Source organism: Klebsiella sp. LTGPAF-6F (assembly GCF_001753185.1).
GTDB classification, from domain to species: domain Bacteria; phylum Pseudomonadota; class Gammaproteobacteria; order Enterobacterales; family Enterobacteriaceae; genus Klebsiella; species Klebsiella michiganensis.
This window is the reverse complement of the sequence record NZ_CP017450.1, coordinates 5,293,624-5,318,855: the sequence shown is the minus strand read 5'-3', so window position 1 is coordinate 5,318,855 and position 25,232 is coordinate 5,293,624. Positions and strand designations below refer to the sequence as shown.

Here is a 25,232-nt window from a genome sequence, read left to right as displayed (position 1 = left end):
CTTCAACCTAAGTCGCCAAAACGCACCTGCAGGGCGGTAATGGCAGTGAGCGCAGTTGTCTCTGTACGCAGAACGCGCGGTCCCAACAGGATATCAGTAAACCGGTAGCGAGCGGTCATCGCTATCTCTTCTGCCGAAAGCCCGCCTTCCGGGCCAATCAGCAGCCGGATACGTTCGACCGGCAGCGGCAGCGTATTAATGCTGGCGCTGGCGCGAGGGTGCAAATTAAGCTTCAGACCCTCGTCCTGCTCCGCGCACCAGGCTTCAAGCTGCATGGCGGGGCGGATCTCCGGCACCACGTTGCGGCCGCTTTGCTCGCAGGCGGCAATGGCGATTTTTTGCCACTGCTGGATCTTCTTCTGCAAACGTTCGGCGTCCAGTTTAACGCCACAGCGCTCGGAAAACAGTGGCGTTATGAGGCTTACGCCAAGTTCGATCGATTTCTGGATGGTGAATTCCATTTTTTCGCCGCGGGACATCACCTGGCCTAAATGGATATGCAGCGGGGATTCACGGTTATCCATTTTGCTGCTCTGAACGTCAACCAGAACGCTTTTCTTACCTGCCTCGACAATGACCGCCTCGAAGACCTGATTGCTGCCGTCAAAAAGCTCAATTGTCTGGCCTTTACCCATGCGTAAAACGCGACCGACGTGGTTGGCCGCGTCGTCGGAAAGGGCTATCTGGCTACCCGTGGTAATCGGTTCCGGGTGATGGATGCGAGGAATGCGCATGCTTGATATTCCGTTCTTTGCGCAGATATTCTCCTCCCCCATGGCAGGGGAAGGAGTGAAGCTGCAAATTAACAATTGCCGCTAGTGTAGGTTAGCTCTTTTGCGCCTGGCAAGCCTGCAGGACGTAAGGATTATGGTTGCCCTGAACTTTGGCAATACGCGCGTCGCGTTCGCACTCCCAGGTTGTTACCGGATACAGCTTATCCCAGGCGGTAAACAGCTGGGTTTGCTGGCGGGAAAGATTGAGCTGGTAGCGGTCGCGCATATAGAAGTAGGTTCTGGCGATAGCGCCCCGGGCGCGAGCCGGCGGCTCGGCAACTTTATCTTTAAAATCAACCTTCATCGCGCACTGGCCGTACTGGCCTTCGCCGCCGTTCCACTGGCTGTACATAAAGTTGGCGCGGTCGCCGTTGACCTCGCCGACCGCCGGCTGCAGGTTATGCATGTCGCTTTCCATCTTGCGGTATTCCGGATCTTTAGCGCAGTTTTTGCGCCCGCCGTCCTGCCAGCACTGACGCTGATGGCCAAACTGCCACGCGGGAACCACATGCTCCCACTCGACCCGGCTGGCGCGATTTTCATTTTTACGCACTTTATAGCCACAAGATTCCAGGTCGATAACCCCCTTTTTTCCCTGCCAGTTGATTTTACAGCCGCAGTAGAAATCGCCGGGGGCGTCGGCATTGACCTTGACCCCAGCGGTCTTGGCCTGAGAAAAACTGTTGATTCCTTCCGCTGCAAGCGGGGCGCATACCGCCGCGCTGAGAAACGCGGCAGCAAAAATATGAATACGGGACATCGTTAACTCCGTGTCAAAACGAGTCCGCAACGTATCGAATGTGATTGCCAGACGCAATCAGTCAGATCAGAAAATTTCCAGTTATTTCCGGAGATTACTTTTCCGCCACCAGAACATCTCCGCAGCGCACGCAGCGATAGGTGGCCTCCCCGCGCATCACGCGATTGTGGCGGCGGACGGTAAGCTGGTGCTGCTGGCACTGGCAGCGGTAGGGGAAGGTATTTTTACGCACTGAATCGAGTTCGAAACGATGGGTGCGCAGAGCCGGAACGCCCAGCACGCTTTCCATCATCCATTTCCACTCTTTGCCGTGCGGCGCCACGCGGCCAAAGTGCTTCCATACCAGCAGGTGGGCCAGCTCGTGCGGCACGACTTCATCAATAAACGCCTGCTGGTTTTCCAGCAGCAGCACCGGGTTAAGGCGGATTTCATTTTTCTCCAGCCAGGCGGTACCGGCGGAGGTTCCCCGCTGCTGATAAACCAGCACCGGTTCAGGGTAATGGCGTCCCAGCTTGAAGTTCGCTTTGGCAAGATTTTCCCGCAGGCTGCGCATAACGGCCTGTTGAAGGGCAATGGGAATTCGGGGTGTTTTCATAGCGCCAGAGAATAGTGCGGCGGGATGAGGAGAGCAAGAAGAAGCTTCCTCCCGGGAGGGAGGAAGCGGGTTAGTCTAGTCGCGCGCGCCGATTTCGCGCAGCTTACGGCCTTTCATCAGGTTACGTTCGATATGTTCCAGCGAAACGTTTTTGGTTTCCGGGATCAGCCACAGGGTCAGGAAGATGAACAGGATGTTCAGGCCGCCATAGACCCAGAAGGTGTTGGCGCTGCCCAGCGAGTTCAGCATGGTCAGGAAGGTCGCGCCGACGATCATGTTGGCAATCCAGTTGGTGGCCGTTGAGCAGGTGATACCGAAATCACGCCCTTTCAGCGGCTGGATTTCGGAGCACAGCACCCAAATCAGCGGGCCGGCGCTCATCGCAAAGCCAACGATAAACATCAGCAGCATCAGGACGGCAAAGTACTGCGCCGTGGCGGAGTGGATGCCGATATGCATCATGCTGCCCAGCACGCCCATGCCGAGCGCCATAACGATAAAGCCGAGGATCAGCGTCGGCTTACGGCCCCAGCGGTCAACCAGTCCGATGGCGATAAAGGTCGCCAGAACGTTGGTCAGACCCACGATGACGGTTCCCCACATCTGTTCGGTGGTGTTGGTATAGCCCGCCAGTTCAAAAATCTTCGGCGCGTAGTACATGATGACGTTCATACCGGTGAACTGTTGCATCACCTGCAGCAGGACGCCGAGGAATACCGCACGGCGGAAGTTGCTGTTTTCTTTAAACAGCGACCAGCCGGACTGTTTTACCTTCAGGCTTTCGCGGATCTCATCCAGCTCGCGTTTCGCTTCAGCGCTGGTGTCGCGCAGGCGCAGCAGGACGCGTTCGGCGTCGACAAAGCGGCGCTTAGCGGCAAACCAGCGCGGGCTGTCAGGCAGGAAAACCACGCCAATCAGCAACAGCACCGCCGGGATAATAATCACCCCGAGCATCCAGCGCCAGGCGCCGCTGTAGCTGAATGCCGTATCGGAAAGATAGGCGCCGAGAATACCAATGGTAATCATCAGCTGATACATCGAAATCATGCTGCCGCGGATTTTTTCCGGGGCGATTTCAGACAGATACAGCGGGGCGGTGTAGGAGGCGACGCCTACGGCCAGGCCGAGCAGCACGCGGGAGAGCAGCAGCACTTCCACGTTCGGTGCGGCGGCGGAGAACAGCGAGCCGGCAACGAACAGGATGGCGCCAATCATCAGGCTTTTTTTACGCCCGAGTTTGAAGGAGAGCCAGCCGCTGCCCACCGCGCCGACGGCGGCGCCGAACATCATGGAGCTGACCACCCACTCCTGAGTGTGGGCGCTTATCTGGAACTCGTTGGCAATAAAGGGTAAGGCACCCGCAATAACACCGATATCAAGGCCGAACAGCAGGCCAGCCAGTGCGGCGAGGAAACAGACAAAGAACGTCATCGTCTTGTTGGAACGCCCTTGTTTTTTGTTGTCAGGCATAACGCCCTCCGGTTGAGTTATTGATCTTGTCGATGCGTAGGGTAGGTAAATACGTCGTAAAAAAATGTGATAGTAATCACGGCTGTGTAATCGGTTACACTAGAGTAAAGAAACGTAATGACTATAAACGCATTTAAATCAGTATATTAATTAAGTTTAGCTCAAGAAATTAAAAGCGCTAATCGGACTTTACTGAAATATTGTGTAACAAAGTGAAGTCTTATTACATTTTGCATGCAATAACGGAAAAGGTTTGCTCTGCATATGATGTAATCGCTTCCATAATAGGGATGTTGCAGGCGGTATGCCGGGCGGCTGAGGGGCGTAAAATAAAAAGGCCAGCGCGGGGCTGGCCTTGAAAGTGAGGAGAGCGGCGTCTTATTTCAGACCGGACGCTTCGCGCAGCTGGGCCGCTTTGTCGGTTTTTTCCCACGGGAAATGCTCGCGGCCAAAGTGGCCGTATGCCGCCGTCTCTTTGTAGATCGGGTGCAGCAGATCCAGCATCTGAATCAGGCCATACGGACGCAGATCAAAGAACTCGCGCACCAGCAGGGTCAGCTGCTCAGAAGGCACTTTTTCGGTACCGAAGGTTTCAACCATGATTGAAGTTGGCTCCGCCACGCCGATGGCGTAGGAAACCTGGATTTCGCAACGATCGGCCAGGCCGGCGGCAACGATGTTTTTCGCCACATAGCGCGCCGCGTAGGCCGCAGAACGGTCCACTTTAGACGGATCTTTACCGGAAAACGCGCCGCCGCCGTGACGAGCCATGCCGCCGTAGGTATCAACGATGATTTTACGCCCGGTCAGGCCGCAGTCGCCCATGGGGCCGCCGATAACAAAACGGCCGGTTGGGTTGATAAAGAATTTGGTCGCGCTGTTCAGCCACTCGGTTGGCAGAACCGGTTTGATGATCTCTTCCATCACCGCTTCCTGCAGCGATTTCTGATCGATGCTTTCGGCGTGCTGTGTGGAGAGAACGACCGCATCAATACCGACAACTTTGCCGTCGTCGTACTGGAAGGTGACCTGGCTTTTCGCATCCGGGCGCAGCCACGGCAGGGTGCCGTTTTTACGCACTTCAGCCTGACGCTGCACCAGACGGTGCGCATAGGTGATCGGCGCAGGCATCAGCACGTCGGTTTCGTTAGTGGCGTAACCAAACATCAGGCCCTGGTCGCCCGCGCCCTGTTCCAGCGGATCGGCACGGTCAACGCCCTGGTTGATGTCCGGAGACTGTTTACCGATGGCGCTCAGCACCGCGCAGGAGTTGGCGTCAAAGCCCATATCGGAATGCACGTAGCCAATTTCACGGACCGTGTTGCGGGTGATCTCTTCGATATCAACCCATGCGCTGGTGGTGATTTCACCACCGACCAGAACCATACCGGTTTTGACGTAGGTTTCACATGCCACGCGCGCTTTCGGATCCTGTTCGAGGATCGCATCCAGCACGGCGTCGGAGATTTGGTCAGCAATTTTGTCGGGATGCCCTTCTGATACGGACTCTGACGTAAAGAGGTGTTTTGCCATGTTTTATTTCACCTGTGGACGATTCGGGTAGCTCATACTGTTGTGTAGAATGGCTTTGACGGATGACTCTACCAAAGCTTGCAGGTAGTGACACGAGCAGTCTGAGTGTTAATCAGTATAGATGGATTAACTTCTGGACGGCTATTTTAGGGCAGTTCTTGACCCCATTTCCAGCCTTTTTTGATATTCGTCGCATTTATAGAAAAAGGGCGGTGGCAATTTTTCCTGACAATACCCGGCAACGCGCATATTTTTATTTTGCTTTTTACCCCGCTTCTCGGTATAAAACGCCGCGCGCGGCTCATTAAAACAGCGTACGAGCACTCACCTCGTGACGCCACTTCCAGCCGGGTTAAGCAGTCTCTATTGACAGAGTCCCGCAGCGGCGTTTTCGCTGGCTGTCCGGAACCTATAGCTTTGGCTTGTCGCTGGCCCGACTCGGGGCAGTGTGGAGGTGATACCAGATAATGAACCCACGTTTTTCGCCTGATTCGTCGCGTCGTTCCGTCGCGCGTCACTACTCCTCAATCCGCATCTCTCTCATGCAAACCAGCCGATGTTCTACCCATCTCGGCGCTTCTCAGGATTCCCGGGCCGGCAGGCTGCTGGAAAACTGAACAAGGGCGCTCTTGCGATAGCAAGGGTTTTCTCGTGGTTTCTCCGGACTGTCATACTCCGTTCGGGTACGTGTTTTACGATGATATGAATAAGAAACCGGTCGCTCAGCCGCAAGACCAGCACTATCTACTGGGATTTCGGACTGTTTATGGGTTGTTATCGCTTCTTCGGATTGCGATAGTAGTCAACTGTTTTACACTTGTTACTAAATTTGAGGTTCGCTATGTCTGACGACATGTCTTTATCTTCGCCTTCGTCAGCAGGCGATCACGGTGTACTACGTTCCATGCAGGAGGTTGCGATGAGCTCCCAGGAAGCCAGCAAGATGCTACGTACTTACAATATTGCCTGGTGGGGTAATAACTACTACGACGTTAACGAACTGGGCCATATTAGCGTCTGCCCGGATCCTGACGTCCCGGAAGCGCGCGTTGACCTTGCCGAGCTGGTGAAAGCGCGTGAAGCTCAGGGGCAGCGCCTGCCTGCGCTGTTCTGCTTCCCGCAGATTTTGCAGCACCGCCTGCGTTCGATTAACGCCGCCTTTAAACGCGCGCGCGAATCTTATGGCTATAACGGTGACTACTTCCTGGTTTATCCGATCAAGGTTAACCAGCATCGTCGCGTGATTGAATCGCTGATCCACTCCGGCGAGCCGCTGGGCCTGGAAGCCGGCTCCAAGGCCGAGCTGATGGCGGTACTGGCGCACGCCGGTATGACCCGCAGCGTGATTGTCTGTAACGGTTATAAAGACCGTGAATATATCCGCCTGGCGCTGGTGGGCGAAAAGATGGGCCACAAGGTCTATCTGGTCATCGAGAAAATGTCCGAAATCGCCATCGTGCTGGAAGAGGCCGAGCGGCTGAACGTGGTGCCGCGTCTCGGCGTGCGCGCGCGTCTGGCTTCGCAGGGCTCCGGTAAGTGGCAGTCCTCCGGCGGCGAAAAGTCCAAATTTGGCCTCGCGGCGACCCAGGTTCTGCAGCTGGTTGAAATTCTGCGCTCAGCCGGGCATCTGGACAGCCTGCAGCTGCTGCACTTCCACCTTGGCTCGCAGATGGCCAATATTCGCGATATCGCCACCGGCGTACGTGAATCGGCGCGTTTCTACGTTGAGCTGCACAAGCTGGGCGTGAATATTCAGTGCTTCGACGTTGGCGGCGGTCTCGGCGTCGACTATGAAGGGACCCGTTCGCAGTCCGACTGCTCGGTGAACTACGGCCTGAACGAATACGCCAACAACATCATCTGGGCGATTGGCGATGCCTGTGAAGAGAACGGCCTGCCGCACCCGACGGTGATCACCGAATCCGGCCGCGCGGTCACGGCGCACCACACCGTGCTGGTATCGAATATTATCGGCGTTGAGCGTAACGAATATACCGAGGCGACCCCGCCCGCGGAAGACGCCGCGCGTCCGCTGCAAAGCATGTGGGAAACCTGGCAGGAGATGCAGGAAACCGGCAATCGCCGCTCGCTGCGCGAATGGCTGCACGACAGCCAGATGGATCTGCACGATATTCATATCGGCTACTCCTCCGGCACCTTTAATCTTCAGGAGCGCGCCTGGGCCGAGCAGCTGTATCTCAATATGTGCCATGAAGTGCAGAAACAGCTCGATCCCAGCAACCGCGCGCATCGCCCGATTATCGACGAACTGCAGGAGCGTATGGCGGATAAGATCTACGTCAACTTCTCCCTGTTCCAGTCGATGCCGGACGCCTGGGGTATCGATCAGCTATTCCCGGTGATGCCGCTGGAAGGGCTGAATATGGTGCCGGAACGCCGCGCGGTGCTGCTGGATATCACCTGCGACTCCGACGGCGCGATTGACCACTATGTGGATGGCGACGGTATTGCGACCACCATGCCGATGCCGGAATACGATCCGGATAACCCGCCGATGCTGGGCTTCTTTATGGTAGGCGCCTATCAGGAGATCCTCGGCAATATGCACAACCTGTTCGGCGATACGGAAGCCGTCGACGTGTTTGTCTTCCCTGACGGCAGCGTCGAAGTGGAGCTGTCTGATGAAGGGGATACCGTCGCGGATATGCTGCAGTACGTACAGCTCGATCCGAACACGCTGTTGACCCAGTTCCGCGATCAGGTGAAAAAGACCGATCTCGACGCTGACCTGCAGCAGCAGTTCCTTGAAGAGTTCGAGGCCGGTTTATACGGCTACACTTATCTGGAAGACGAGTGATCTATGCCCTCTCCGTAGCGGAGAGGGAAGAGGGAGAGAGAGGCCTGGTTCACCACTTGCCAGACTCACTTGAACGCGTAGACATTTACGGCGATAATTCGCCCAACTAAGCAGTAAACTCATTCAAACCCTTCCTCGTCGGGCCTAACGACGCGGAAGGGTTTTTTTATATTTGTATTTCAATACAACGACTGTAAAAGAGGTCATACCCATGAGCACCTTAGGTCATCAATACGATAACTCCCTGGTATCCAACGCATTTGGTTTTCTGCGTCTACCGATGAATTTCATGCCGTACGACAGCGATGCGGACTGGGTCATCACCGGCGTACCGTTTGATATGGCGACCTCCGGACGCGCGGGCGGCCGTCATGGCCCGGCGGCGATCCGCCAGGTGTCGACGAACCTTGCGTGGGAGCACAACCGCTTCCCGTGGAATTTTGACATGCGCGAGCGCCTGAACGTCGTGGACTGCGGCGATCTGGTTTACGCCTTCGGCGACGCGCGTGAAATGAGTGAAAAGCTGCAGGCCCACGCGGAAAAACTGCTGGCGGCAGGAAAACGCATGCTCTCTTTTGGCGGCGACCACTTTGTGACGCTGCCGCTGCTGCGCGCTCACGCGAAGCACTTTGGCAAAATGGCGCTGGTGCATTTCGACGCCCATACCGATACCTACGCCAATGGCTGCGAATTTGACCACGGCACCATGTTCTACACCGCGCCGAACGAAGGCCTGATCGATCCGAATCATTCGGTGCAGATCGGTATCCGTACCGAGTTTGATAAAGACAACGGCTTCACGGTGCTGGATGCGGGCCAGGTTAACGATCGCAGCGTTGACGATGTGATTGCGCAGGTGAAACAGATCGTCGGCGATATGCCGGTGTACCTGACCTTTGATATCGACTGCCTGGATCCGGCGTTTGCCCCGGGTACCGGTACGCCGGTGATCGGCGGCCTGACTTCCGATCGTGCGATCAAGCTGGTGCGCGGCCTGAAGGATCTGAACATCGTCGGCATGGACGTGGTGGAAGTCGCTCCGGCCTACGACCAGTCCGAAATCACCGCCCTGGCGGCAGCGACGCTGGCGCTGGAAATGCTCTACATTCAGGCGGCGAAAAAAGGCGAGTAATCAGGTCGCTCACAGCGTGCGTTTTCCTCGAACGACCTGGAGGCGCAGTGCTTGCACCGGCCTAAGAATAAGTGCAGGTTGTGTTGCCGGGTAAGGTGTGAGCCGCTACCCGGCATACCGATAAGCTCCCCCAATTCTGTTTGTTATGCCACTTGGGGAGCCGGGGCTTACTTAATCCCGTCGGCCTTCATGCGATCGCGGATATGCTGAGCGCGGGCTTCCGATGCCGGGTGGTCATCAAACATGGAGCTTTGGCGTCCGGCTTCCAGCTTCGCCAGTTTCTCGAAGCTGGTGGCAAGTCCTGCCGGATTAATGCCGCGCTTGCGCAGCAGATCGTACGAGTAGTCGTCCGCTTCCGATTCCTGACGCTGGGAGAACTGCGAGTTCACCAGCTTCTCGCCCAGATCGCCCAGTTGCGACTGCGACAGGCTGCCGACGATGCCGCCCGCGGAGGCCGCCGCCGCGCGTACCGCGTTGGTGCCCAGCGCTACCTGCATCCCTTTCTTCACGTGGCCCAGCGCGACGTGACCCATTTCGTGGCCGATAACCGCTTCGACTTCATTATCATTCATCAAATCCATCAGTCCGCTGTAAACGCGGATGCAGCCGTTAGCCATGGCGAAGGCGTTAACGTCTTTAGTTTGATACACCTTGTAGTTCACCGGCTGGCCGTTGATGTTGTCCCCCAGCGCGGCGGCGATTTTACTCAGGCGTTTGCTGTATTCACTGCTGGCAGGCGCGATAGTCGCTTTCGCATCCATCTCCTGACAGGCTTTGTCGCTTAAGGTTTTCACCTGCTCGTCGCTGAGCGAATAAGCCTGGAAAGCCTCCGCGCCGGAGCTAAGCAGGCCGTTGGAATCCATGTTCTGGCATCCGGTAAGCGTGGCTGCGATCCCAAGGGCAAGAAGAGCTGAGCGAATTTTCATTTTTTTATCTTCCACAATCTTATGGTTATTTATCCGAAAAAACGGCGATGGCTGCCTGCCGTATCCTGTGCAAATTATAAATACTATATGAGAATGCGGGCGAGAGGATTACGCCGTAGCACAACGTGTTCCAGAGATTTCTTAAACGGCAAAAGGATGCTCCATGTACATGCTTTGCCGCTTAGGTTACATTGTTCACACTTTTTTCCGGCGTAGCCCAAAACGCGCTGTCGTCAAGTCGTTGCGGGCATGGCCTTCATTATCCGATCTGGAGTCAAAATGTCCTCACGTAAAGAGCTTGCTAACGCTATTCGTGCGCTGAGCATGGACGCAGTACAGAAAGCCAAATCCGGTCACCCGGGTGCCCCGATGGGTATGGCTGACATTGCCGAAGTCCTGTGGCGTGATTTCCTGAATCATAACCCGCAGAACCCGTCCTGGGCCGACCGCGACCGTTTTGTCCTGTCCAACGGCCACGGTTCCATGCTGATTTACAGCCTGCTGCACCTCACCGGTTATGATCTGCCGATTGAAGAGCTGAAGAACTTCCGTCAGCTGCACTCTAAAACGCCGGGTCACCCGGAAGTCGGCTACACCGCGGGCGTGGAAACCACCACCGGTCCGCTGGGTCAGGGTATTGCGAATGCGGTTGGTATGGCCATCGCGGAGAAAACTCTGGCGGCGCAGTTCAACCGCCCGGGCCACGACATTGTTGACCACTTCACCTACGCGTTCATGGGCGACGGCTGCATGATGGAAGGTATCTCTCACGAGGTATGCTCCCTGGCCGGTACCCTGAAACTGGGCAAGCTGGTGGCGTTCTATGACGACAACGGCATCTCTATCGACGGTCACGTGGAAGGCTGGTTCACCGATGACACCGCGAAGCGTTTTGAAGCCTACGGCTGGCACGTGGTGCGCGGCGTTGACGGTCACGATGCTGACTCGATTAAACGCGCGGTAGAAGAAGCGCGTGCGGTCACCGACAAACCGTCCCTGCTGATGTGCAAAACCATCATCGGTTTCGGTTCGCCGAACAAAGCCGGTACCCACGACTCCCACGGCGCGCCGCTGGGCGACGCGGAAATCGCGCTGACCCGCGAAGCGCTCGGCTGGAAACACCCGGCGTTTGAAATCCCGTCTGAAATCTATGCCCGGTGGGATGCCAAAGAAGCCGGCCAGGCGAAAGAGTCCGCGTGGAACGAGAAATTCGCCGCCTACGCCAGAGCCTTCCCGCAGGAAGCCGCCGAGTTTACCCGCCGTATGAAAGGCGAGATGCCGGCCGATTTCGACGCGAAAGCGAACGAATTCATCGCGAAGCTGCAGGCTAACCCGGCGAAAATCGCCAGCCGTAAAGCGTCCCAGAACGCCATTGAAGCTTTCGGCCCGCTGCTGCCTGAGTTCCTCGGCGGCTCCGCTGACCTGGCGCCAAGTAACCTGACCCTGTGGTCCGGCTCTAAGGCCATCAACGAAGACGCTGCCGGTAACTATATCCACTACGGCGTGCGTGAATTCGGTATGACCGCGATTGCCAACGGTATCGCCCTGCACGGCGGTTTCCTGCCGTACACCTCCACCTTCCTGATGTTCGTCGAGTACGCGCGTAACGCGGTACGTATGGCGGCGCTGATGAAGCAGCGTCAGGTGATGGTCTACACTCACGACTCCATCGGTCTGGGCGAAGACGGCCCGACGCACCAGCCGGTTGAGCAGGTGGCTTCCCTGCGCGTCACTCCGAACATGTCCACATGGCGTCCGTGCGACCAGGTGGAATCCGCCATTGCGTGGAAATACGGCGTGGAGCGTCAGGACGGCCCGACCGCGCTGATCCTCTCCCGTCAGAACCTGGCGCAGCAGGAGCGTACCGAAGAGCAGCTGGCGAACGTCGCCCGCGGCGGCTACGTGCTGAAAGACTGCGCGGGACAGCCGGAGCTGATCTTCATCGCCACCGGTTCTGAAGTGGAGCTGGCGGTTGGCGCTTACGAAAAACTGACAGCCGAAGGCGTGAAGGCGCGCGTGGTTTCCATGCCGTCCACCGACGCGTTCGACAAGCAGGATGCCGCTTACCGTGAAGCCGTGCTGCCGAAAGCCGTCTCTGCGCGCGTGGCCATCGAAGCGGGTATCGCCGACTACTGGTTCAAATACGTGGGCCTGAATGGCGCGATCGTTGGCATGACCACCTTCGGTGAGTCTGCGCCGGCGGAGCAGCTGTTTGAAGAGTTTGGCTTCACCGTGGACAACGTGGTCGCGAAAGCGAAAGCGCTGCTGTAGTTCTTTTACCGCCTCCGGGTTACGGGCCAGCGCGGTCGGGTAGCCCGGACAGGTGCGCAGCACCGCCTCCGGGTAAAAACTCTGGCTGCCGCCGTAAAAAACGGGTCGCTCTGGCGGCCCGTTTCTTTTTCAGACCACCCTCAGCACCCTGCCTTTTTCCAGAAGCACCCGGCGGGAAAAGTGCCGCCGTGTAAACGCCTCATCGTGGCTGATGGCCACTACGCTGGCCCCTCTTTTGCGGCAAACCGCCAGCCACGCTTCAAATATTGCCAGCCAGTGCTGGTCAAAATCGCGGCTGGGTTCGTCAAGCAGCAGTATTTCTGGCGCCATGGCTTCCAGAGAGGCGACGGCGACCATCCTGCGTTGGGCGGTATGTAAATCCAGCGGATGCGCGTCGGCTACGCTCTCCAGCCGGCATAATTTCAGCGCCGCCGCGGTGCGTTGCGCAACCTCCGCAGGAGGCAGTTTCTGGAGCCGCAGCCCAAAGGCGACCTCTTCCGCGACTTTGCTGTGGAAGAGCTGGTTTTCGGCCTCCTGAAACAGCACGCCGATGATATTGGCGCGTTGACGGTTTTTGTATTGCGCAATCGGCTTATCCAGCAAATTGACGCTACCGGACGTGGCGGGTAGCAGTCCGGCCATCACCCGCAGCAGGGTGGATTTCCCCGCGCCGTTATCGCCGGTGAGCGCCAGCCATTCCCCCTGGCCGAGCGCCAGCGAGATATTTTGCAGACAGTCAGCCGTCGCGCCGGGCCAGCGCCAGGTCACCTGATTCAACGTTAGCATAGCGGGGAAAGCGCTCCATCGTGCAGTCGCCATCCCTGCTGACACCAGGCAAGAAAAGGCGAAGGGGGGCGTTCAAAAAGGATAATCAACGAACGCTGCGCCAGCGCCCAGTGCCCCAGGCGCTCCAGAAGCATAGCGCTTGCCTGCGCCGTCAGGCGGCTAAAGGCTTCGTCAAGGATCAGTAGCGTTGGCCGCATAGCCAGCGCGCAGGCGATCGCCACCCGCTGGGTTTCTCCCCCGGATAGCGTGGAGGGGTGGCGATGTCGTAACGCCTGGCACGCCGTCAGCGTCAGCGCTTCGTCAATACGGCGCATAATCTCCTCTTCGCTGAGGCAGAGATTTTCAGGGCCAAAAGCGACCTCTTCTTCGACGCTGAAGGTACAGCCGGAAAGCTGGAGATAGGGTGATTGCTGGACCAGCTGGATGGCCTGCGCCCGTTCGACCAGCGATTGCTGGCCGATGGGGATACCAAGCAGGGTGCCTTTACCTTCGATATCGCCGGGCAGAAAATCCGGATACCAGCCCGCCATAATCTGCGCCAGAGTGCTTTTCCCGCTGCCGCTATCGCCAAAAATCGCCACCATGCCGGGCTGCGAATAATGGAAATCAAAGCATGCCGCAGATCGCGCCGCCTGGGTCGGGTGGTAGCGGAATTGTTCTAACGTAACCATAGCCAGGCTCCAGCTTCAGCGACCATCGCCAGCAGCATGCCGTAACGCGCCAGACGTTGTAAGGCGCTGTCTTTCGGCGCCCAAAGCGTGGTGCGCCGACGATGTAAACGAAATGCCCGCATATCCAGCGCCGCTCCGCGTATCGCCAGATCGTTAAGCGCGTTGTGGGTCAGAGGGATAATGAGCGCAGGCATAGCGCGCAGCCGCTGATAGCCGTTCTCGTCCAGCGGTACGCCGCGGGCGCGTTGGGCCTCGTGGATAATCGTCAGCTGGCGCTTTAGCTGTTCGACAACCAGCAGCGGGCCAGCGAACAGATAAGCGACGCCCGGCGGCAGGCGTGAAGCAAACAGGGCGCGAATAAAGCGCTGTACCGGTACGTACTCCATCCACAGCTGTGACGTTGAAACAATCGCCAGAATTCTCAGCCACAGCGTGATGGCGCTGGCCCAGCGCTGCGGGTCGCGGGGGTGGCCGCTCAGCCACTGGGTAAACCAGCCGCCGTGGACCAGCCACAGGCCAATGCCCAGCGAGAAGAGGAGCCAGGCGACGTATTTTGCCCGCCGCCGCGTCGCCCTGAACAGCAGCAAGCTGAGAAATGCCGCAGCGCTATACACCGGCAGCGCCGTCTCTGCGGGCAGCAGCAGCGTAGTCGCCGCCGCCAGCGCCCAGAGGGTTAATGACGTAAAAGGGTGCATTAGCGTACGGCAGACATCGCAGGAAACTGACGCAGCGTGCGCAGCGGCAGCTGGCGCAGCAGGATCCAGACGATAATCGCGGTAAGGATTTTATCCACCAGATTAGCGCCTAAGACGGTAATCGCCACCGATTCCAGCAGATTCTGACCTGCCGAATGGATCCAGGCGACAAACAGATCCGCGCCGCTGCCCGTCACGCCGCCGAACAGCGCCGTACGCAGCGGTACGGCGACCGCGGTCACGGCGAGGGTAATGACAACGCCGCTAATGACCACCTTCGGTAAGGTGCGGAACCATCCCGCGCGCGCCAGCCATCCGGCGACCAGACCAATCACCATCGCCACCGGCGCAAAGGCGGCGGCAATCGGATCGGTCAGCAGCCCCCACAGGAGGTTGGTCAGTAACCCGGTCAACATTCCAATGACCGGGCCGAGTAAAACCGCGCTGATTAAGGTGCCGATCGAATCGAGAAAGATGGGAAGCTTTAACAGACTGATGAGCTGTCCGCCGATCATATTGATGGCGACGGCGATCGCAATCAGCACCAGGGACTGGCTGGTAAATTGGCGACGAGCCATATAAACCTCTTTAAGGGGAAAAGTTATCGGGATGAAATGACCAGTTCGTCATAGCCGGAAACCGCGCACGGCTGACGGCTAAACGCCAGGGAGGTCAGTTCGCCTATCACCAGCTCAAGGGTGGTGCGGACGGTACAGCCGGGCATCATATGGCCGCCGAGCATAGCGCCTTGCGGATCGGATATCGCTAAATGGAGATGTTCGCCTTGCCATTCCAGCGTGCCGTTCAGGGAGATAACCTCATAGGTTCCGGTCAAAAAAGTGGTCTCATCCTGGCCGGCAAAACGTAATGCCGCATCGCTTAAGCTGCCGGTACAGCCGGCTATCCAGGCAGCCTGAATCTGTTGCTCTTGTATGAAGGCGCGCAGGCGTGAAAAAACCTCCTCGCCCGGAAGTAAGCGAAGCGCATAGTAACGAGCCGCAGAGGGCTGCAAGTGGGGGATTGTCATTTTTTCGAGGGACTCCGAGACTCGGACGTAACGGTCATCATATCGCCGCTAAACGGTATAGTTTCTGATATAAATCAGTGTTTGCCGCCCGGCAACGAAAAGATTTTGCTACGCTTATTCGTCATTGTGGAATAGGGAATAAATTCCACGGCAGAGAGGGTAAAAGTGTGATGTAAGTCAGATAAATGGTTTCTCCGGCTGGACAATCATTCCTTTTATTCCTTGTTTGGCTTATTCTAGCTGAAGCGTTTCAGTCGTCTAAATGTTCGACAATTAATCAATCAGTCGCAGTTTGCGACAGGTAAGGTTTCCCTTAGAGCGTTGCTGCATTACTCTGTCAGCCACCTCATATCATGGATAGCCTTGCAGGAGACCTATGACCATACGCATTGCGATTAATGGCTTCGGTCGCATCGGGCGTAACGTGGTTCGTGCTTTGTATGAATCCGGGCGTCGTGCGGAAATTACCGTGGTGGCAATCAATGAACTGGCGGATGCTGCCGGCATCGCGCATTTATTGAAATATGACACCAGCCATGGGCGCTTTGCCTGGGATATACGTCAGGAGAGAGAGCAGCTGTTTGTTGGCGACGATGCCATTCGTCTTCTGCATGAATCTTCCCTTGAGGCGTTGCCCTGGCGGGAACTGGCGGTTGATGTGGTGCTTGACTGTACCGGCGTTTACGGCAGCCGCGAGCATGGCGAAGCCCATCTTCAGGCCGGCGCCAGAAAAGTGCTTTTTTCACACCCTGGCGGCAACGACCTCGACGCGACGATCGTTTTTGGCGTAAATCATGCTGAGCTCAGAACCGAGCACCGTATCGTCTCCAACGCCTCCTGCACCACCAACTGCATTATTCCGGTCATTAAGCTGTTAGATGATGCCTACGGCATAGAGTCAGGAACGGTAACCACGATCCACTCATCAATGAACGATCAGCAGGTCATTGATTCCTGGCATCCGGATTTACGCAGGACGCGAGCGGCCAGCCAATCAATCATCCCGGTTGATACTAAGCTTGCTGCGGGGATCACGCGTTTTTTCCCTCAGTTTAACGATCGCTTTGAAGCGATCGCGGTTCGTGTACCGACGATTAATGTGACGGCGATCGACCTTAGCGTAACGGTGAAAAAACCGGTAAAAGCAAGTGAAGTCAACCAGTTGCTGCAAAAAGCAGCACTGGGTGCATTTCATGGTATAGTTGACTATACGGAATTGCCGTTAGTCTCGATAGATTTCAACCACGATCCCCATAGCGCCATTGTCGATGGCACACAAACGCGGGTAAGTGGCGCGCATTTGATCAAAACGCTGGTCTGGTGCGATAACGAATGGGGCTTTGCTAACCGGATGCTCGACACCACGTTAGCGATGGCCGCACAAGGTTTCAGGTAAGGCGCTCAGGCGCCTGCAAAACTTTATCAAGAATCAACGAGAGGATTCACCATGTCTGTAATTAAGATGACCGATCTGGATCTGGCTGGTAAACGCGTTTTTATCCGTGCGGATCTGAACGTACCGGTTAAAGAAGGGAAAGTAACCAGCGACGCGCGTATCCGTGCTTCTCTGCCGACCATCGAACTGGCCCTGAAACAGGGTGCGAAAGTGATGGTCACTTCCCACCTGGGTCGTCCTACCGAAGGCGAGTACAACGAAGAATTCTCTCTGCTGCCGGTTGTTAACTACCTCAAAGACAAACTGTCTAACCCGGTACGTCTGGTTAAAGATTACCTGGACGGCGTTGAAGTCGCTGCCGGTGAGCTGGTGGTTCTGGAAAACGTTCGCTTTAACAAAGGCGAGAAAAAAGATGACGAAGCGCTGGCGAAAAAATACGCTGCGCTGTGCGATGTCTTTGTTATGGATGCGTTCGGTACCGCTCACCGCGCGCAGGCTTCTACTCACGGTATCGGCAAATTCGCTGACGTCGCTTGCGCAGGTCCGCTGCTGGCCGCTGAGCTGGACGCCCTGGGTAAAGCGCTGAAAGAACCGGCTCGTCCGATGGTTGCTATCGTGGGTGGTTCTAAAGTTTCTACCAAACTGACCGTTCTGGACTCCCTGTCTAAAATCGCTGACCAGCTGATCGTCGGCGGCGGCATTGCCAACACCTTCGTTGCCGCTCAGGGCCACAACGTCGGTAAGTCCCTGTACGAAGCCGATCTGGTTGACGAAGCGAAACGCCTGCTGACGACCTGCGATATCCCGGTTCCGACTGACGTTCGCGTGGCAACCGAGTTCTCTGAAACCGCAACCGCTACCCTGAAATCTGTTAACGACATCAAAGATGAAGAGCAGATTCTGGACCTGGGCGATGCTTCCGCAGAGAAACTGGCTGAAATCCTGAAAAATGCCAAAACCATCCTGTGGAACGGCCCGGTCGGCGTGTTCGAATTCCCGAACTTCCGCAAAGGGACTGAAATCGTAGCTAACGCCATCGCAGATAGCGAAGCGTTCTCCATCGCAGGCGGCGGCGACACCCTGGCAGCAATCGACCTGTTCGGCATTGCTGACAAAATCTCCTACATCTCCACCGGCGGCGGCGCATTCCTCGAATTCGTGGAAGGTAAAGTTCTGCCGGCAGTAGCCATGCTCGAAGAGCGCGCTAAGCAGTAATTCAGTTCAGGCGGGGAGACCCGCCTGTTTTTCAGCGCGCGTAAAAGCTCGCGAACCTTCTTCAACGGTCGAAGATACAGATACAGGACTACGTAACATGTCTAAAATTTTTGATTTCGTAAAACCGGGCGTCATCACTGGCGACGACGTTCAGAAAGTGTTCCAGGTAGCTAAAGAAAACAACTTTGCTCTGCCAGCGGTAAACTGCGTGGGTACTGATTCCATCAACGCCGTTCTGGAAGCAGCTGCAAAAGTTCGTTCTCCGGTTATCGTTCAGTTCTCTAACGGCGGCGCAGCGTTCATCGCGGGCAAAGGCGTGAAAACTGACGTTCCTCAGGGCGCAGCCATCCTGGGCGCTATCTCTGGCGCGCATCACGTTCATCAGATGGCTGAACATTACGGTGTTCCGGTTATCCTGCACACTGACCACTGCGCTAAGAAACTGCTGCCGTGGATCGACGGTCTGCTGGACGCGGGTGAAAAACACTTCGCCGCGACCGGTAAACCGCTGTTCTCTTCTCACATGATTGACCTGTCTGAAGAGTCCCTGCACGAAAACATCGAGATCTGTTCTAAGTACCTGGCGCGTATGGCCAAAATGGACATGACTCTGGAAATCGAACTGGGCTGCACCGGCGGCGAAGAAGACGGCGTGGACAACAGCCACATGGACGCTTCTGCTCTGTACACCCAGCCGGAAGACGTTGATTACGCGTACACCGAGCTGAGCAAAATCAGCCCGCGTTTCACCATCGCCGCTTCCTTCGGTAACGTACACGGCGTTTACAAGCCGGGCAACGTGGTACTGACCCCGACTATCCTGCGCGACTCTCAGGAATACGTTTCTAAGAAACACAACCTGCCGCACAACAGCCTGAACTTCGTATTCCACGGTGGTTCCGGTTCTTCCGCTCAGGAAATCAAAGACTCCGTAAGCTACGGCGTGATCAAAATGAACATCGATACCGATACCCAATGGGCAACCTGGGACGGTATCCTGCAGTACTACAAAACTAACGAAGCTTACCTGCAGGGCCAGCTGGGCAACCCGAAAGGCGAAGACCAGCCGAACAAGAAATACTACGATCCGCGCGTATGGCTGCGCGCTGCACAGACGTCCATGGTGACCCGTCTGGAGCAGGCATTTAAAGAGCTGAACGCGATCGACGTCCTGTAAGAAAGATTTGTTGCTTACCCGGAAGCCCGCAGAAATGCGGGCTTTTTTATTATCTGAACAACATGAAATGTTGCTAAATAAATGTGATCAATTTGGCAAAACGCACTCTTATTGTTTACCCTTAACCTGTTTGTAATTATCAGGTTTGGTTATTTTTTCCCCGTCCGGGTATCCATAAGGAAAGTTGAATGGAAGATTTGAACGTTGTCGATAGCATAAATAACGCCGGTTCATGGCTGGTGCGCAATCAGGCATTACTGCTGAGCTATGCCGTCAACATTGTCGCGGCTATCGCGATTATTATTGTCGGTTTGATCGTGGCGCGGATTGTTTCCAACACCGTCAATCGCCTGATGCGGGCGCGGCATATTGATGCCACCGTTGCCGATTTTCTCTCTGCGCTGGTACGCTACGCCGTTATTGCTTTTACCCTGATCGCCGCTCTCGGCCGCGTGGGCGTGCAAACCGCCTCGGTGATCGCGGTGCTCGGCGCCGCGGGCTTAGCCGTCGGTCTGGCGCTGCAGGGCTCGCTGTCTAACCTTGCCGCTGGCGTCCTGCTGGTGGTCTTCCGCCCGTTCCGCGCCGGTGAATACGTTGACCTTGGCGGTATCGCGGGAACCGTGCTGAACGTGCAGATTTTCTCCACGACCCTGCGCAGCGCGGATGGCAAAATCGTGGTGGTGCCGAACGGTAAAATCATTGCCGGGAATATCATCAACTTCTCCCGCGAGCCGGTGCGCCGCAACGAGTTTATCATCGGCGTGGCCTACGACGCTGATATCGATAAAGTGAAGCAGCTGCTCACCAATATCATCGAATCGGATGAACGTATCCTCAAAGATCGTGAAATGACCGTGCGTCTCAATGAACTGGGCGCTTCTTCGGTGAACTACGTGGTGCGCGTATGGAGTAAGAGCAGCGATCTGCAAAGCGTATACTGGGACGTTCTGGAGCGTATTAAGCGCGACTTTGACGCCAACGGCATCGGCTTCCCGTATCCGCAGATGGACGTTCACGTCATTCGTCCGCAGGAAAAAGCAGAGTAATTCTCCTCTTTTATACAGGCCGGTTCGTCCGGCCTTTTTTCTGCGCCCTATTAGTAGTTCTTATTAACGATTAAAATTTTCAATTTCCTCTAATGATTTCCGCGCGCTATATTCCCCGGCATTGACTCTTTCAGTGGAAATCACTTGCGATGTTATCGTATTACTTTCAGGGCCTTGCCCTGGGAGCGGCCATGATTTTGCCGCTCGGTCCGCAAAACGCCTTTGTGATGAATCAGGGCATTCGCCGTCAGTACCACCTGATGATTGCTCTGCTGTGCGCCATCAGCGATCTGCTGCTGATCTGCGCCGGGATTTTTGGCGGCAGCGCGCTGCTGATGCAGTCACCGTGGCTGCTGGCGCTGGTGACCTGGGGCGGCGTCGCTTTTTTATTGTGGTACGGCTTTGGCGCGCTGAAAACGGCCTTGAGCAGCAATCTGGCGCTGGCCAGCGCGGAAGTGATGAAGCAGGGGCGCTGGAAAATTATCGTCACCATGCTGGCGGTCACCTGGCTGAATCCGCACGTGTATCTGGATACGTTTGTGGTTCTCGGCAGCCTTGGCGGGCAGCTGGCGATGGAGCCGAAGCGCTGGTTTGCCTTAGGTACCATCAGCGCCTCATTCTTATGGTTCTTTGGGCTGGCCCTGCTGGCCGCCTGGCTCGCTCCGCGCCTGCGTACGGCGAAGGCGCAGCGCATTATCAACGTGCTGGTCGGTCTGGTGATGTGGGTCATTGCCTTCCAGCTGGCGAAGGACGGCTTCGCTCATGTGCAGGCGCTGCTTAACTAAGCCTTGTCCGATGGACTTTCTCCGCGTACGCGCTAAGCTTGCAGGCATGCGTCTGCGTATAGACGACCAATGTAAGATGGAGAAACGACAGTGAAGTTAAAAGTCATGGCCCTGGCGGCGGCACTCGGATTTAGCGCAATGGCGGTTCAGGCAAACGAGTTGCCAAACGGCCCACATATTGTCACTTCAGGTACCGCCAGCGTCGCTGCGGTTCCTGATATCGCTACGCTGGCGATTGAAGTAAACGTCTCCGCGAAAGACGCGGCATCCGCTAAAAAACAGGCCGATGAGCGCGTGGCCCAGTATCTCTCCTTCCTGGAGAAGAGCGGCATTGCGAAGAAAGACATTAACTCAGCTAACCTGCGTACCCAGCCTGATTACGACTATCAGAACGGTAAAAGCATTCTTAAGGGCTACCGCGCGGTGCGTAGCGTTGAAGTGACGCTGCGCCAGCTGGATAAGCTCAACGGTCTGTTAGATGGGGCGCTTAAAGCCGGCCTGAATGAGATCCGTTCGGTCTCACTGGGCGTGGCGCAGCCGGACGCTTATAAAGATAAAGCGCGTAAAGCGGCGATTGATGATGCCATTCACCAGGCTCAGGAGCTGGCTACCGGGTTCCACGGCAAACTGGGGCCCGTCTACAGCGTTCGCTATCATGTCTCCAACTACCAGCCGAGCCCGATGGTGCGGATGATGAAAGCCGATGCGGCGCCGGTTTCTGCTCAGGAAACCTACGAGCAGGCGACCATTCAGTTTGATGACCAGGTGGACGTGGTGTTTGAGCTGCAGCCGACCCAGCCTGCGCCAGCATCTGCGGAACCGGCGAAACCCGCTGAAGAACCCAAAGCCGCACAGTAATCCTGTCGCCCGGCCTTCGCGCCGGGTTTTTTCTGTCACTATCTGTAAAATTGAGAGCGCGACAAAAGTCTTTTCCCTGAATAAGGTAAGGATATATCCCTGTTCTACGATGAGGTGAGCATGGATATCTTTATTTCGAAAAAGATGCGCAATTTCATTCTGTTGGCGCAGACCAATAATATTGCCAGAGCGGCGGAAAAAATTCATATGACCGCGTCTCCCTTCGGCAAAAGCATCGCTGCGCTGGAGGATCAGATCGGCTATACGCTATTTACCCGTAAAGATAACAGCATCAGCCTCAATAAAGCGGGGCAGGAGCTCTATCAGAAGCTGTTTCCCATTTATCAGCGCTTATCGGCCATCGATAACGAAATTCACTATTCCGCGCACCGCTCGCGCAACATCGTTATCGGCATCGACAATACCTATCCAACGATTATTTTCGATCAGCTCATCAGCCTGGGCGATAAATACGATGGCGTAACCACCCAGGCCGTGGAGTTCAGCGAGAATGGCGTGATTGATAACCTGTTCGATCGCCAGCTGGATTTTATTATCTCGCCGCAGCATGTTTCGCCCCGCGTGCAGGAGCTGGAAAATTTGACCATTAGCGAACTGGCGCCGCTGCGTCTGGGGTTTCTGGTTTCCCGCCGTTATGAAGATAAGCCGCCGCAGGATCTGTTACGTGAGCTGCCCTGGCTGCAGATGCGTTTCCAGAATCGGGCCAATTTTGAGGCGATGCTGGACGCGTATATGCGCCCCAGCGGGATCAACCCGACGATTATCTATCGCCCCTACAGCTTTATGGCCAAAATTAGCGCCGTAGAGCGCGGGCAGTTTTTGACGGTTATCCCTTACTTCGCCTGGCGTCTGGTGAATCCGGCGAAGCTGAAGTACTTCGACGCGCCCGGCAGCGCGATGTATATGCAGGAGTATCTCTATTCGCTGAAAAATCATCGCTATACCGCCACGATGCTTCAGCACATTACTGAAGATCGCGACGGCGCGGAGGGCTAGCCGAGCATTGAACCGTGCTCAAGCAGATTACGATGCAGGTCGAAGGCGTGGGCGAGGTCGTGGTGAATATGTCCGCCGGGAGCGCTCTCCAGATAGCGATGTAAATAGTCCCGGTAGAGCGGATGCGCGCAGTTATCAATGATGGCGCGGGCGCGCTGCAGCGGCGATAGCCCGCGCAGATCGGCGATACCCTGCTCGGTAACGATCGCCTTCACGCTGTGCTCGCTGTGATCGACATGGCTGCACATCGGCACGATGGTGGAGATCTTCCCGTCCTTGGCGATGGACGGCGCCATAAAGATAGAGAGCCAGGCGTTGCGTTCAAAATCGCCGCTACCGCCGATGCCGTTCATCAGATTCACCCCGGCTACGTGCGTCGAGTTGGCGTGACCGTAGATATCAAACTCCAGCCCCACGTTGAGGGCGATAACCCCCAGACGGCGGATAATTTCCGGATGATTGGAGATTTCCTGCGGGCGCAGGACAATACGGCTGGCGAAGAAATCCATATTGTCGTAAATCTTGCGCAACGAACCAGCGGATATCGTCAGGCTGGAGGCGCTGACGCCGGTGATTTTCCCCGTTTCCAGCAGATGAACCACCGACTCCTGTAAAACTTCCGAGTACATCATAAAAGCGGGGATATCCGGATTTTCGCCCAGCCGCGCCATGACCGCGTTGTTGATATTGCCCACGCCGCTTTGCAGCGGCAGAAATTCAGGCGGGATGCGTCCGCGAGCCATCTCTTCCAGTAGAAAGGTGACCACGTTATCGGCAATTTTCTGACAAACCGGATTATTGTTATCCAGAACGTTTCCGGCGTCGGGCAGCTCGGTCTCCACCACAGCGACAATCTTTTTTGGATCGATTTGCACGTACCGGCTGCCCACGCGATCCATCGCATGAAAGATGGCGATGCTGTTGCGCCGCGCCGGGGCGCCGGGGATCACGATATCGGCCAGCTCGGCAACCCGCGGGCTGTGATAGTGATTCAGCTCAATGATCACTTTCTTCGCCCGCAGCAGCCAGGTTGGCGCGTTGCCGATACCGCTGGTGAGCCAGACCCGTCCGTCCGGCGCGATAGCCGAAGCTTCGATCACCGCGACATCAATCTCGCCAAAGAACCCATAGTTGACCATTTGCGCCACTTCGCTCAGGTGCAGATCGACAAACTTCACCTGCCCCTGGTTGATTTTTTGCCGCAGTCCGGAGGCGGTCTGATACGGCGCGCGCCACGAGACGGCATCGGCTGCCGATAGCGCATCATCGGCGGCGGCGCTGATGGAGGCGCCGGTCAGCAAGCGGATCTGAAAAGGCTTCTGCGCCCGATGTAATTCATCAGCGCGGCGAGCGATGGCCGCGGGCAGCGCTTTAGGCGAACCGGCGGGCGTGAATCCGCTGAACGCCACCATCTGGTCGTGCTGGATAATCTCCGCCGCTTCATCGGCGCTCATCCGTTTCATTTTATACTCCTTAATCCGGCGTGATTAATGGCCGACGAACTCAGGTTTACGCTTTTCCATAAACGCGCTCATGCCTTCCTGATAATCCACGCTGTCGTAGACGGCGCGACGCATTCCCTGAATGCGTTCGAACTCATCGGAATTCATGGTGTGGGCTTCGCCAAGCACGCGCAGCTCTTCCTTAATGACCGCGATCGCCAGCGGCGCTTTCTCGGAGATGTGGTGCGCCATCTGCAAGGTAAAATCTTCCAGTTCGTTGGCGTCCACCACGTGATTGAGAATACCGACCGCCAGCGCGCGCTGGGCGGTAATCGGCAGGGCGGTGAAAATCAGCTCTTTCACGATATGAAAGCCGGCGTCGCGGGTCAGATTGTGGATGCCGACCAGGTTGTAGGGCACGCCGAGATTCACCGGCGTCATAGAGAACGTTGACGTGCTGGCGGCGATGATCAGATCGGAGCTCATGATCATCTCAAACGCGCCGCCCCAGACGCTGCCTTCGACCATGGAGATCACCGGTTTCGGATACTTTTGGATCATACGGGTGATCTGACGCAGCGGATCGTCATACGAGAGCGGATCGCGGCGCCCGCCGGGCAATTCGTGGATGTCATGGCCGGCGGAGAAAACCTTTGCTCCCCCGGGCGCGCGTAAAATGACGCAGCGAATTTCCGGCCGGTTGAGGTCGCTCAGCGCCTGCATCAGATCGTCGATAAACACCTTGCTTAAGGCGTTGAGCTTGCGGCTATAGTTGAACTCAATCACCGCAACCTTGCGGATAATTTCGACATTAACATATTGATAAGACATAAATATCC

General features: G+C 56.3%; 25 protein-coding genes. 12 read left to right on the top strand and 13 right to left on the bottom strand.

What is annotated here, in order from left to right; translation table 11 throughout:
- Nucleotides 1-2 precede the first annotated feature (2 nt).
- The 5 genes from rsmE to metK all read right to left on the bottom strand — a co-directional run bounded on the left by rsmE (nt 3) and on the right by metK (nt 5,131).
- Nucleotides 3-734, bottom strand: coding sequence for a 16S rRNA (uracil(1498)-N(3))-methyltransferase (gene rsmE / locus BJF97_RS24850; RefSeq protein ID WP_032692850.1), 732 nt, complete (start codon nt 732-734; stop codon nt 3-5).
- Between the two features lie 91 nt (nt 735-825).
- Nucleotides 826-1,533, bottom strand: a complete 708-nt coding sequence (endA, locus tag BJF97_RS24845) for a deoxyribonuclease I (protein ID WP_014226832.1) — start codon at nt 1,531-1,533, stop codon at nt 826-828.
- A 94-nt stretch (nt 1,534-1,627) separates the two neighbouring features.
- Nucleotides 1,628-2,128 (bottom strand): SprT family zinc-dependent metalloprotease, encoded by a 501-nt coding sequence (locus tag BJF97_RS24840; RefSeq protein ID WP_032692849.1) that lies wholly within the window; start codon nt 2,126-2,128, stop codon nt 1,628-1,630.
- A 75-nt stretch (nt 2,129-2,203) separates the two neighbouring features.
- Nucleotides 2,204-3,598, bottom strand: coding sequence for a sugar porter family MFS transporter (locus BJF97_RS24835; protein ID WP_004854145.1), 1,395 nt, complete (start codon nt 3,596-3,598; stop codon nt 2,204-2,206).
- A gap of 378 nt (nt 3,599-3,976) precedes the next feature.
- Nucleotides 3,977-5,131 carry a methionine adenosyltransferase gene (metK, locus tag BJF97_RS24830; RefSeq protein WP_014226830.1) on the bottom strand — a complete coding sequence of 385 codons (1,155 nt, stop codon included), beginning with the start codon at nt 5,129-5,131 and terminating at the stop codon, nt 3,977-3,979.
- 467 nt (nt 5,132-5,598) lie between these two features.
- On the opposite strand from metK, the gene BJF97_RS34825 reads away from it, so the two are divergent.
- From BJF97_RS34825 to speB, 4 genes are all read left to right on the top strand, one after another.
- Nucleotides 5,599-5,748 carry a hypothetical protein gene (locus BJF97_RS34825; protein ID WP_155774231.1) on the top strand — a complete coding sequence of 50 codons (150 nt, stop codon included), beginning with the start codon at nt 5,599-5,601 and terminating at the stop codon, nt 5,746-5,748.
- Between the two features lie 85 nt (nt 5,749-5,833).
- Nucleotides 5,834-5,980, top strand: coding sequence for an acid stress response protein YqgB (gene yqgB / locus BJF97_RS33040; protein WP_014226828.1), 147 nt, complete (start codon nt 5,834-5,836; stop codon nt 5,978-5,980).
- Complete coding sequence (gene speA / locus BJF97_RS24825) at nt 5,973-7,949, top strand: biosynthetic arginine decarboxylase (RefSeq protein ID WP_071957372.1); 1,977 nt, start codon at nt 5,973-5,975, stop codon at nt 7,947-7,949. Before yqgB ends, speA begins: the two co-directional genes overlap by 8 nt.
- A 211-nt stretch (nt 7,950-8,160) precedes the next feature.
- Nucleotides 8,161-9,081 (top strand): agmatinase, encoded by a 921-nt coding sequence (speB, locus tag BJF97_RS24820; RefSeq protein WP_004205166.1) that lies wholly within the window; start codon nt 8,161-8,163, stop codon nt 9,079-9,081.
- Nucleotides 9,082-9,248: 167 nt separating this feature from the next.
- Here speB and BJF97_RS24815 read toward each other — a convergent pair whose 3' ends face one another.
- On the bottom strand, nt 9,249-10,007 hold the full coding sequence (locus BJF97_RS24815; RefSeq protein WP_032692845.1) for a M48 family metallopeptidase: 759 nt from the start codon (nt 10,005-10,007) through the stop codon (nt 9,249-9,251).
- A gap of 279 nt (nt 10,008-10,286) precedes the next feature.
- Between BJF97_RS24815 and tkt the strand changes: the two genes are divergently transcribed.
- On the top strand, nt 10,287-12,278 hold the full coding sequence (gene tkt / locus BJF97_RS24810; RefSeq protein ID WP_070083015.1) for a transketolase: 1,992 nt from the start codon (nt 10,287-10,289) through the stop codon (nt 12,276-12,278).
- A 129-nt stretch (nt 12,279-12,407) separates the two neighbouring features.
- Here the strand turns inward: tkt and BJF97_RS24805 are convergent, their stop codons facing one another.
- From BJF97_RS24805 to BJF97_RS24785, 5 genes are read right to left on the bottom strand one after another with little or no spacing between them, the layout of a single operon-like run.
- Nucleotides 12,408-13,064, bottom strand: coding sequence for an ABC transporter ATP-binding protein (locus BJF97_RS24805; protein ID WP_032693819.1), 657 nt, complete (start codon nt 13,062-13,064; stop codon nt 12,408-12,410).
- Nucleotides 13,058-13,735, bottom strand: a complete 678-nt coding sequence (locus BJF97_RS24800; RefSeq protein ID WP_014226823.1) for an ABC transporter ATP-binding protein — start codon at nt 13,733-13,735, stop codon at nt 13,058-13,060. The genes BJF97_RS24805 and BJF97_RS24800 overlap by 7 nt, the downstream gene beginning before the upstream one ends.
- The gene (locus BJF97_RS24795) at nt 13,723-14,430 is read right to left on the bottom strand and encodes an energy-coupling factor transporter transmembrane component T (protein ID WP_014226822.1); all 708 of its coding nucleotides are present in this window, start codon (nt 14,428-14,430) and stop codon (nt 13,723-13,725) included. The genes BJF97_RS24800 and BJF97_RS24795 overlap by 13 nt, the downstream gene beginning before the upstream one ends.
- Nucleotides 14,430-15,008, bottom strand: a complete 579-nt coding sequence (locus tag BJF97_RS24790) for an ECF transporter S component (protein WP_014226821.1) — start codon at nt 15,006-15,008, stop codon at nt 14,430-14,432. The genes BJF97_RS24795 and BJF97_RS24790 overlap by 1 nt, the downstream gene beginning before the upstream one ends.
- Nucleotides 15,009-15,031: 23 nt before the next feature.
- Nucleotides 15,032-15,457, bottom strand: coding sequence for a PPC domain-containing DNA-binding protein (locus BJF97_RS24785; RefSeq protein ID WP_032693818.1), 426 nt, complete (start codon nt 15,455-15,457; stop codon nt 15,032-15,034).
- A 376-nt stretch (nt 15,458-15,833) separates the two neighbouring features.
- On the opposite strand from BJF97_RS24785, the gene epd reads away from it, so the two are divergent.
- From epd to srsR, 7 genes are all read left to right on the top strand, one after another.
- Nucleotides 15,834-16,853 (top strand): erythrose-4-phosphate dehydrogenase, encoded by a 1,020-nt coding sequence (gene epd / locus BJF97_RS24780; RefSeq protein ID WP_014839523.1) that lies wholly within the window; start codon nt 15,834-15,836, stop codon nt 16,851-16,853.
- Between the two features lie 51 nt (nt 16,854-16,904).
- Entirely contained in the window at nt 16,905-18,068 is a 1,164-nt protein-coding gene (gene pgk, locus BJF97_RS24775) for a phosphoglycerate kinase (protein WP_014226818.1), read from the top strand.
- Nucleotides 18,069-18,165: 97 nt separating this feature from the next.
- A complete protein-coding gene (gene fbaA, locus BJF97_RS24770; RefSeq protein ID WP_009654956.1) occupies nt 18,166-19,245 on the top strand; it encodes a class II fructose-bisphosphate aldolase in 1,080 nt (359 codons plus the stop codon).
- Between the two features lie 188 nt (nt 19,246-19,433).
- On the top strand, nt 19,434-20,291 hold the full coding sequence (locus BJF97_RS24765) for a small-conductance mechanosensitive channel MscS (RefSeq protein WP_014839522.1): 858 nt from the start codon (nt 19,434-19,436) through the stop codon (nt 20,289-20,291).
- 149 nt (nt 20,292-20,440) lie between these two features.
- Nucleotides 20,441-21,076 carry an arginine exporter ArgO gene (gene argO / locus BJF97_RS24760; RefSeq protein WP_032693817.1) on the top strand — a complete coding sequence of 212 codons (636 nt, stop codon included), beginning with the start codon at nt 20,441-20,443 and terminating at the stop codon, nt 21,074-21,076.
- Between the two features lie 90 nt (nt 21,077-21,166).
- Complete coding sequence (locus tag BJF97_RS24755) at nt 21,167-21,934, top strand: oxidative stress defense protein (protein WP_014226815.1); 768 nt, start codon at nt 21,167-21,169, stop codon at nt 21,932-21,934.
- 120 nt (nt 21,935-22,054) lie between these two features.
- Complete coding sequence (gene srsR / locus BJF97_RS24750) at nt 22,055-22,951, top strand: LysR family transcriptional regulator SrsR (RefSeq protein ID WP_014226814.1); 897 nt, start codon at nt 22,055-22,057, stop codon at nt 22,949-22,951.
- Here the strand turns inward: srsR and BJF97_RS24745 are convergent.
- The gene (locus tag BJF97_RS24745) at nt 22,948-24,414 is read right to left on the bottom strand and encodes a succinate CoA transferase (RefSeq protein ID WP_071993376.1); all 1,467 of its coding nucleotides are present in this window, start codon (nt 24,412-24,414) and stop codon (nt 22,948-22,950) included. The two genes, srsR and BJF97_RS24745, sit on opposite strands and share 4 nt — an antisense overlap.
- 24 nt (nt 24,415-24,438) lie before the next feature.
- Complete coding sequence (gene scpB, locus BJF97_RS24740) at nt 24,439-25,224, bottom strand: methylmalonyl-CoA decarboxylase (RefSeq protein WP_032693816.1); 786 nt, start codon at nt 25,222-25,224, stop codon at nt 24,439-24,441.
- Nucleotides 25,225-25,232 lie beyond the last annotated feature (8 nt).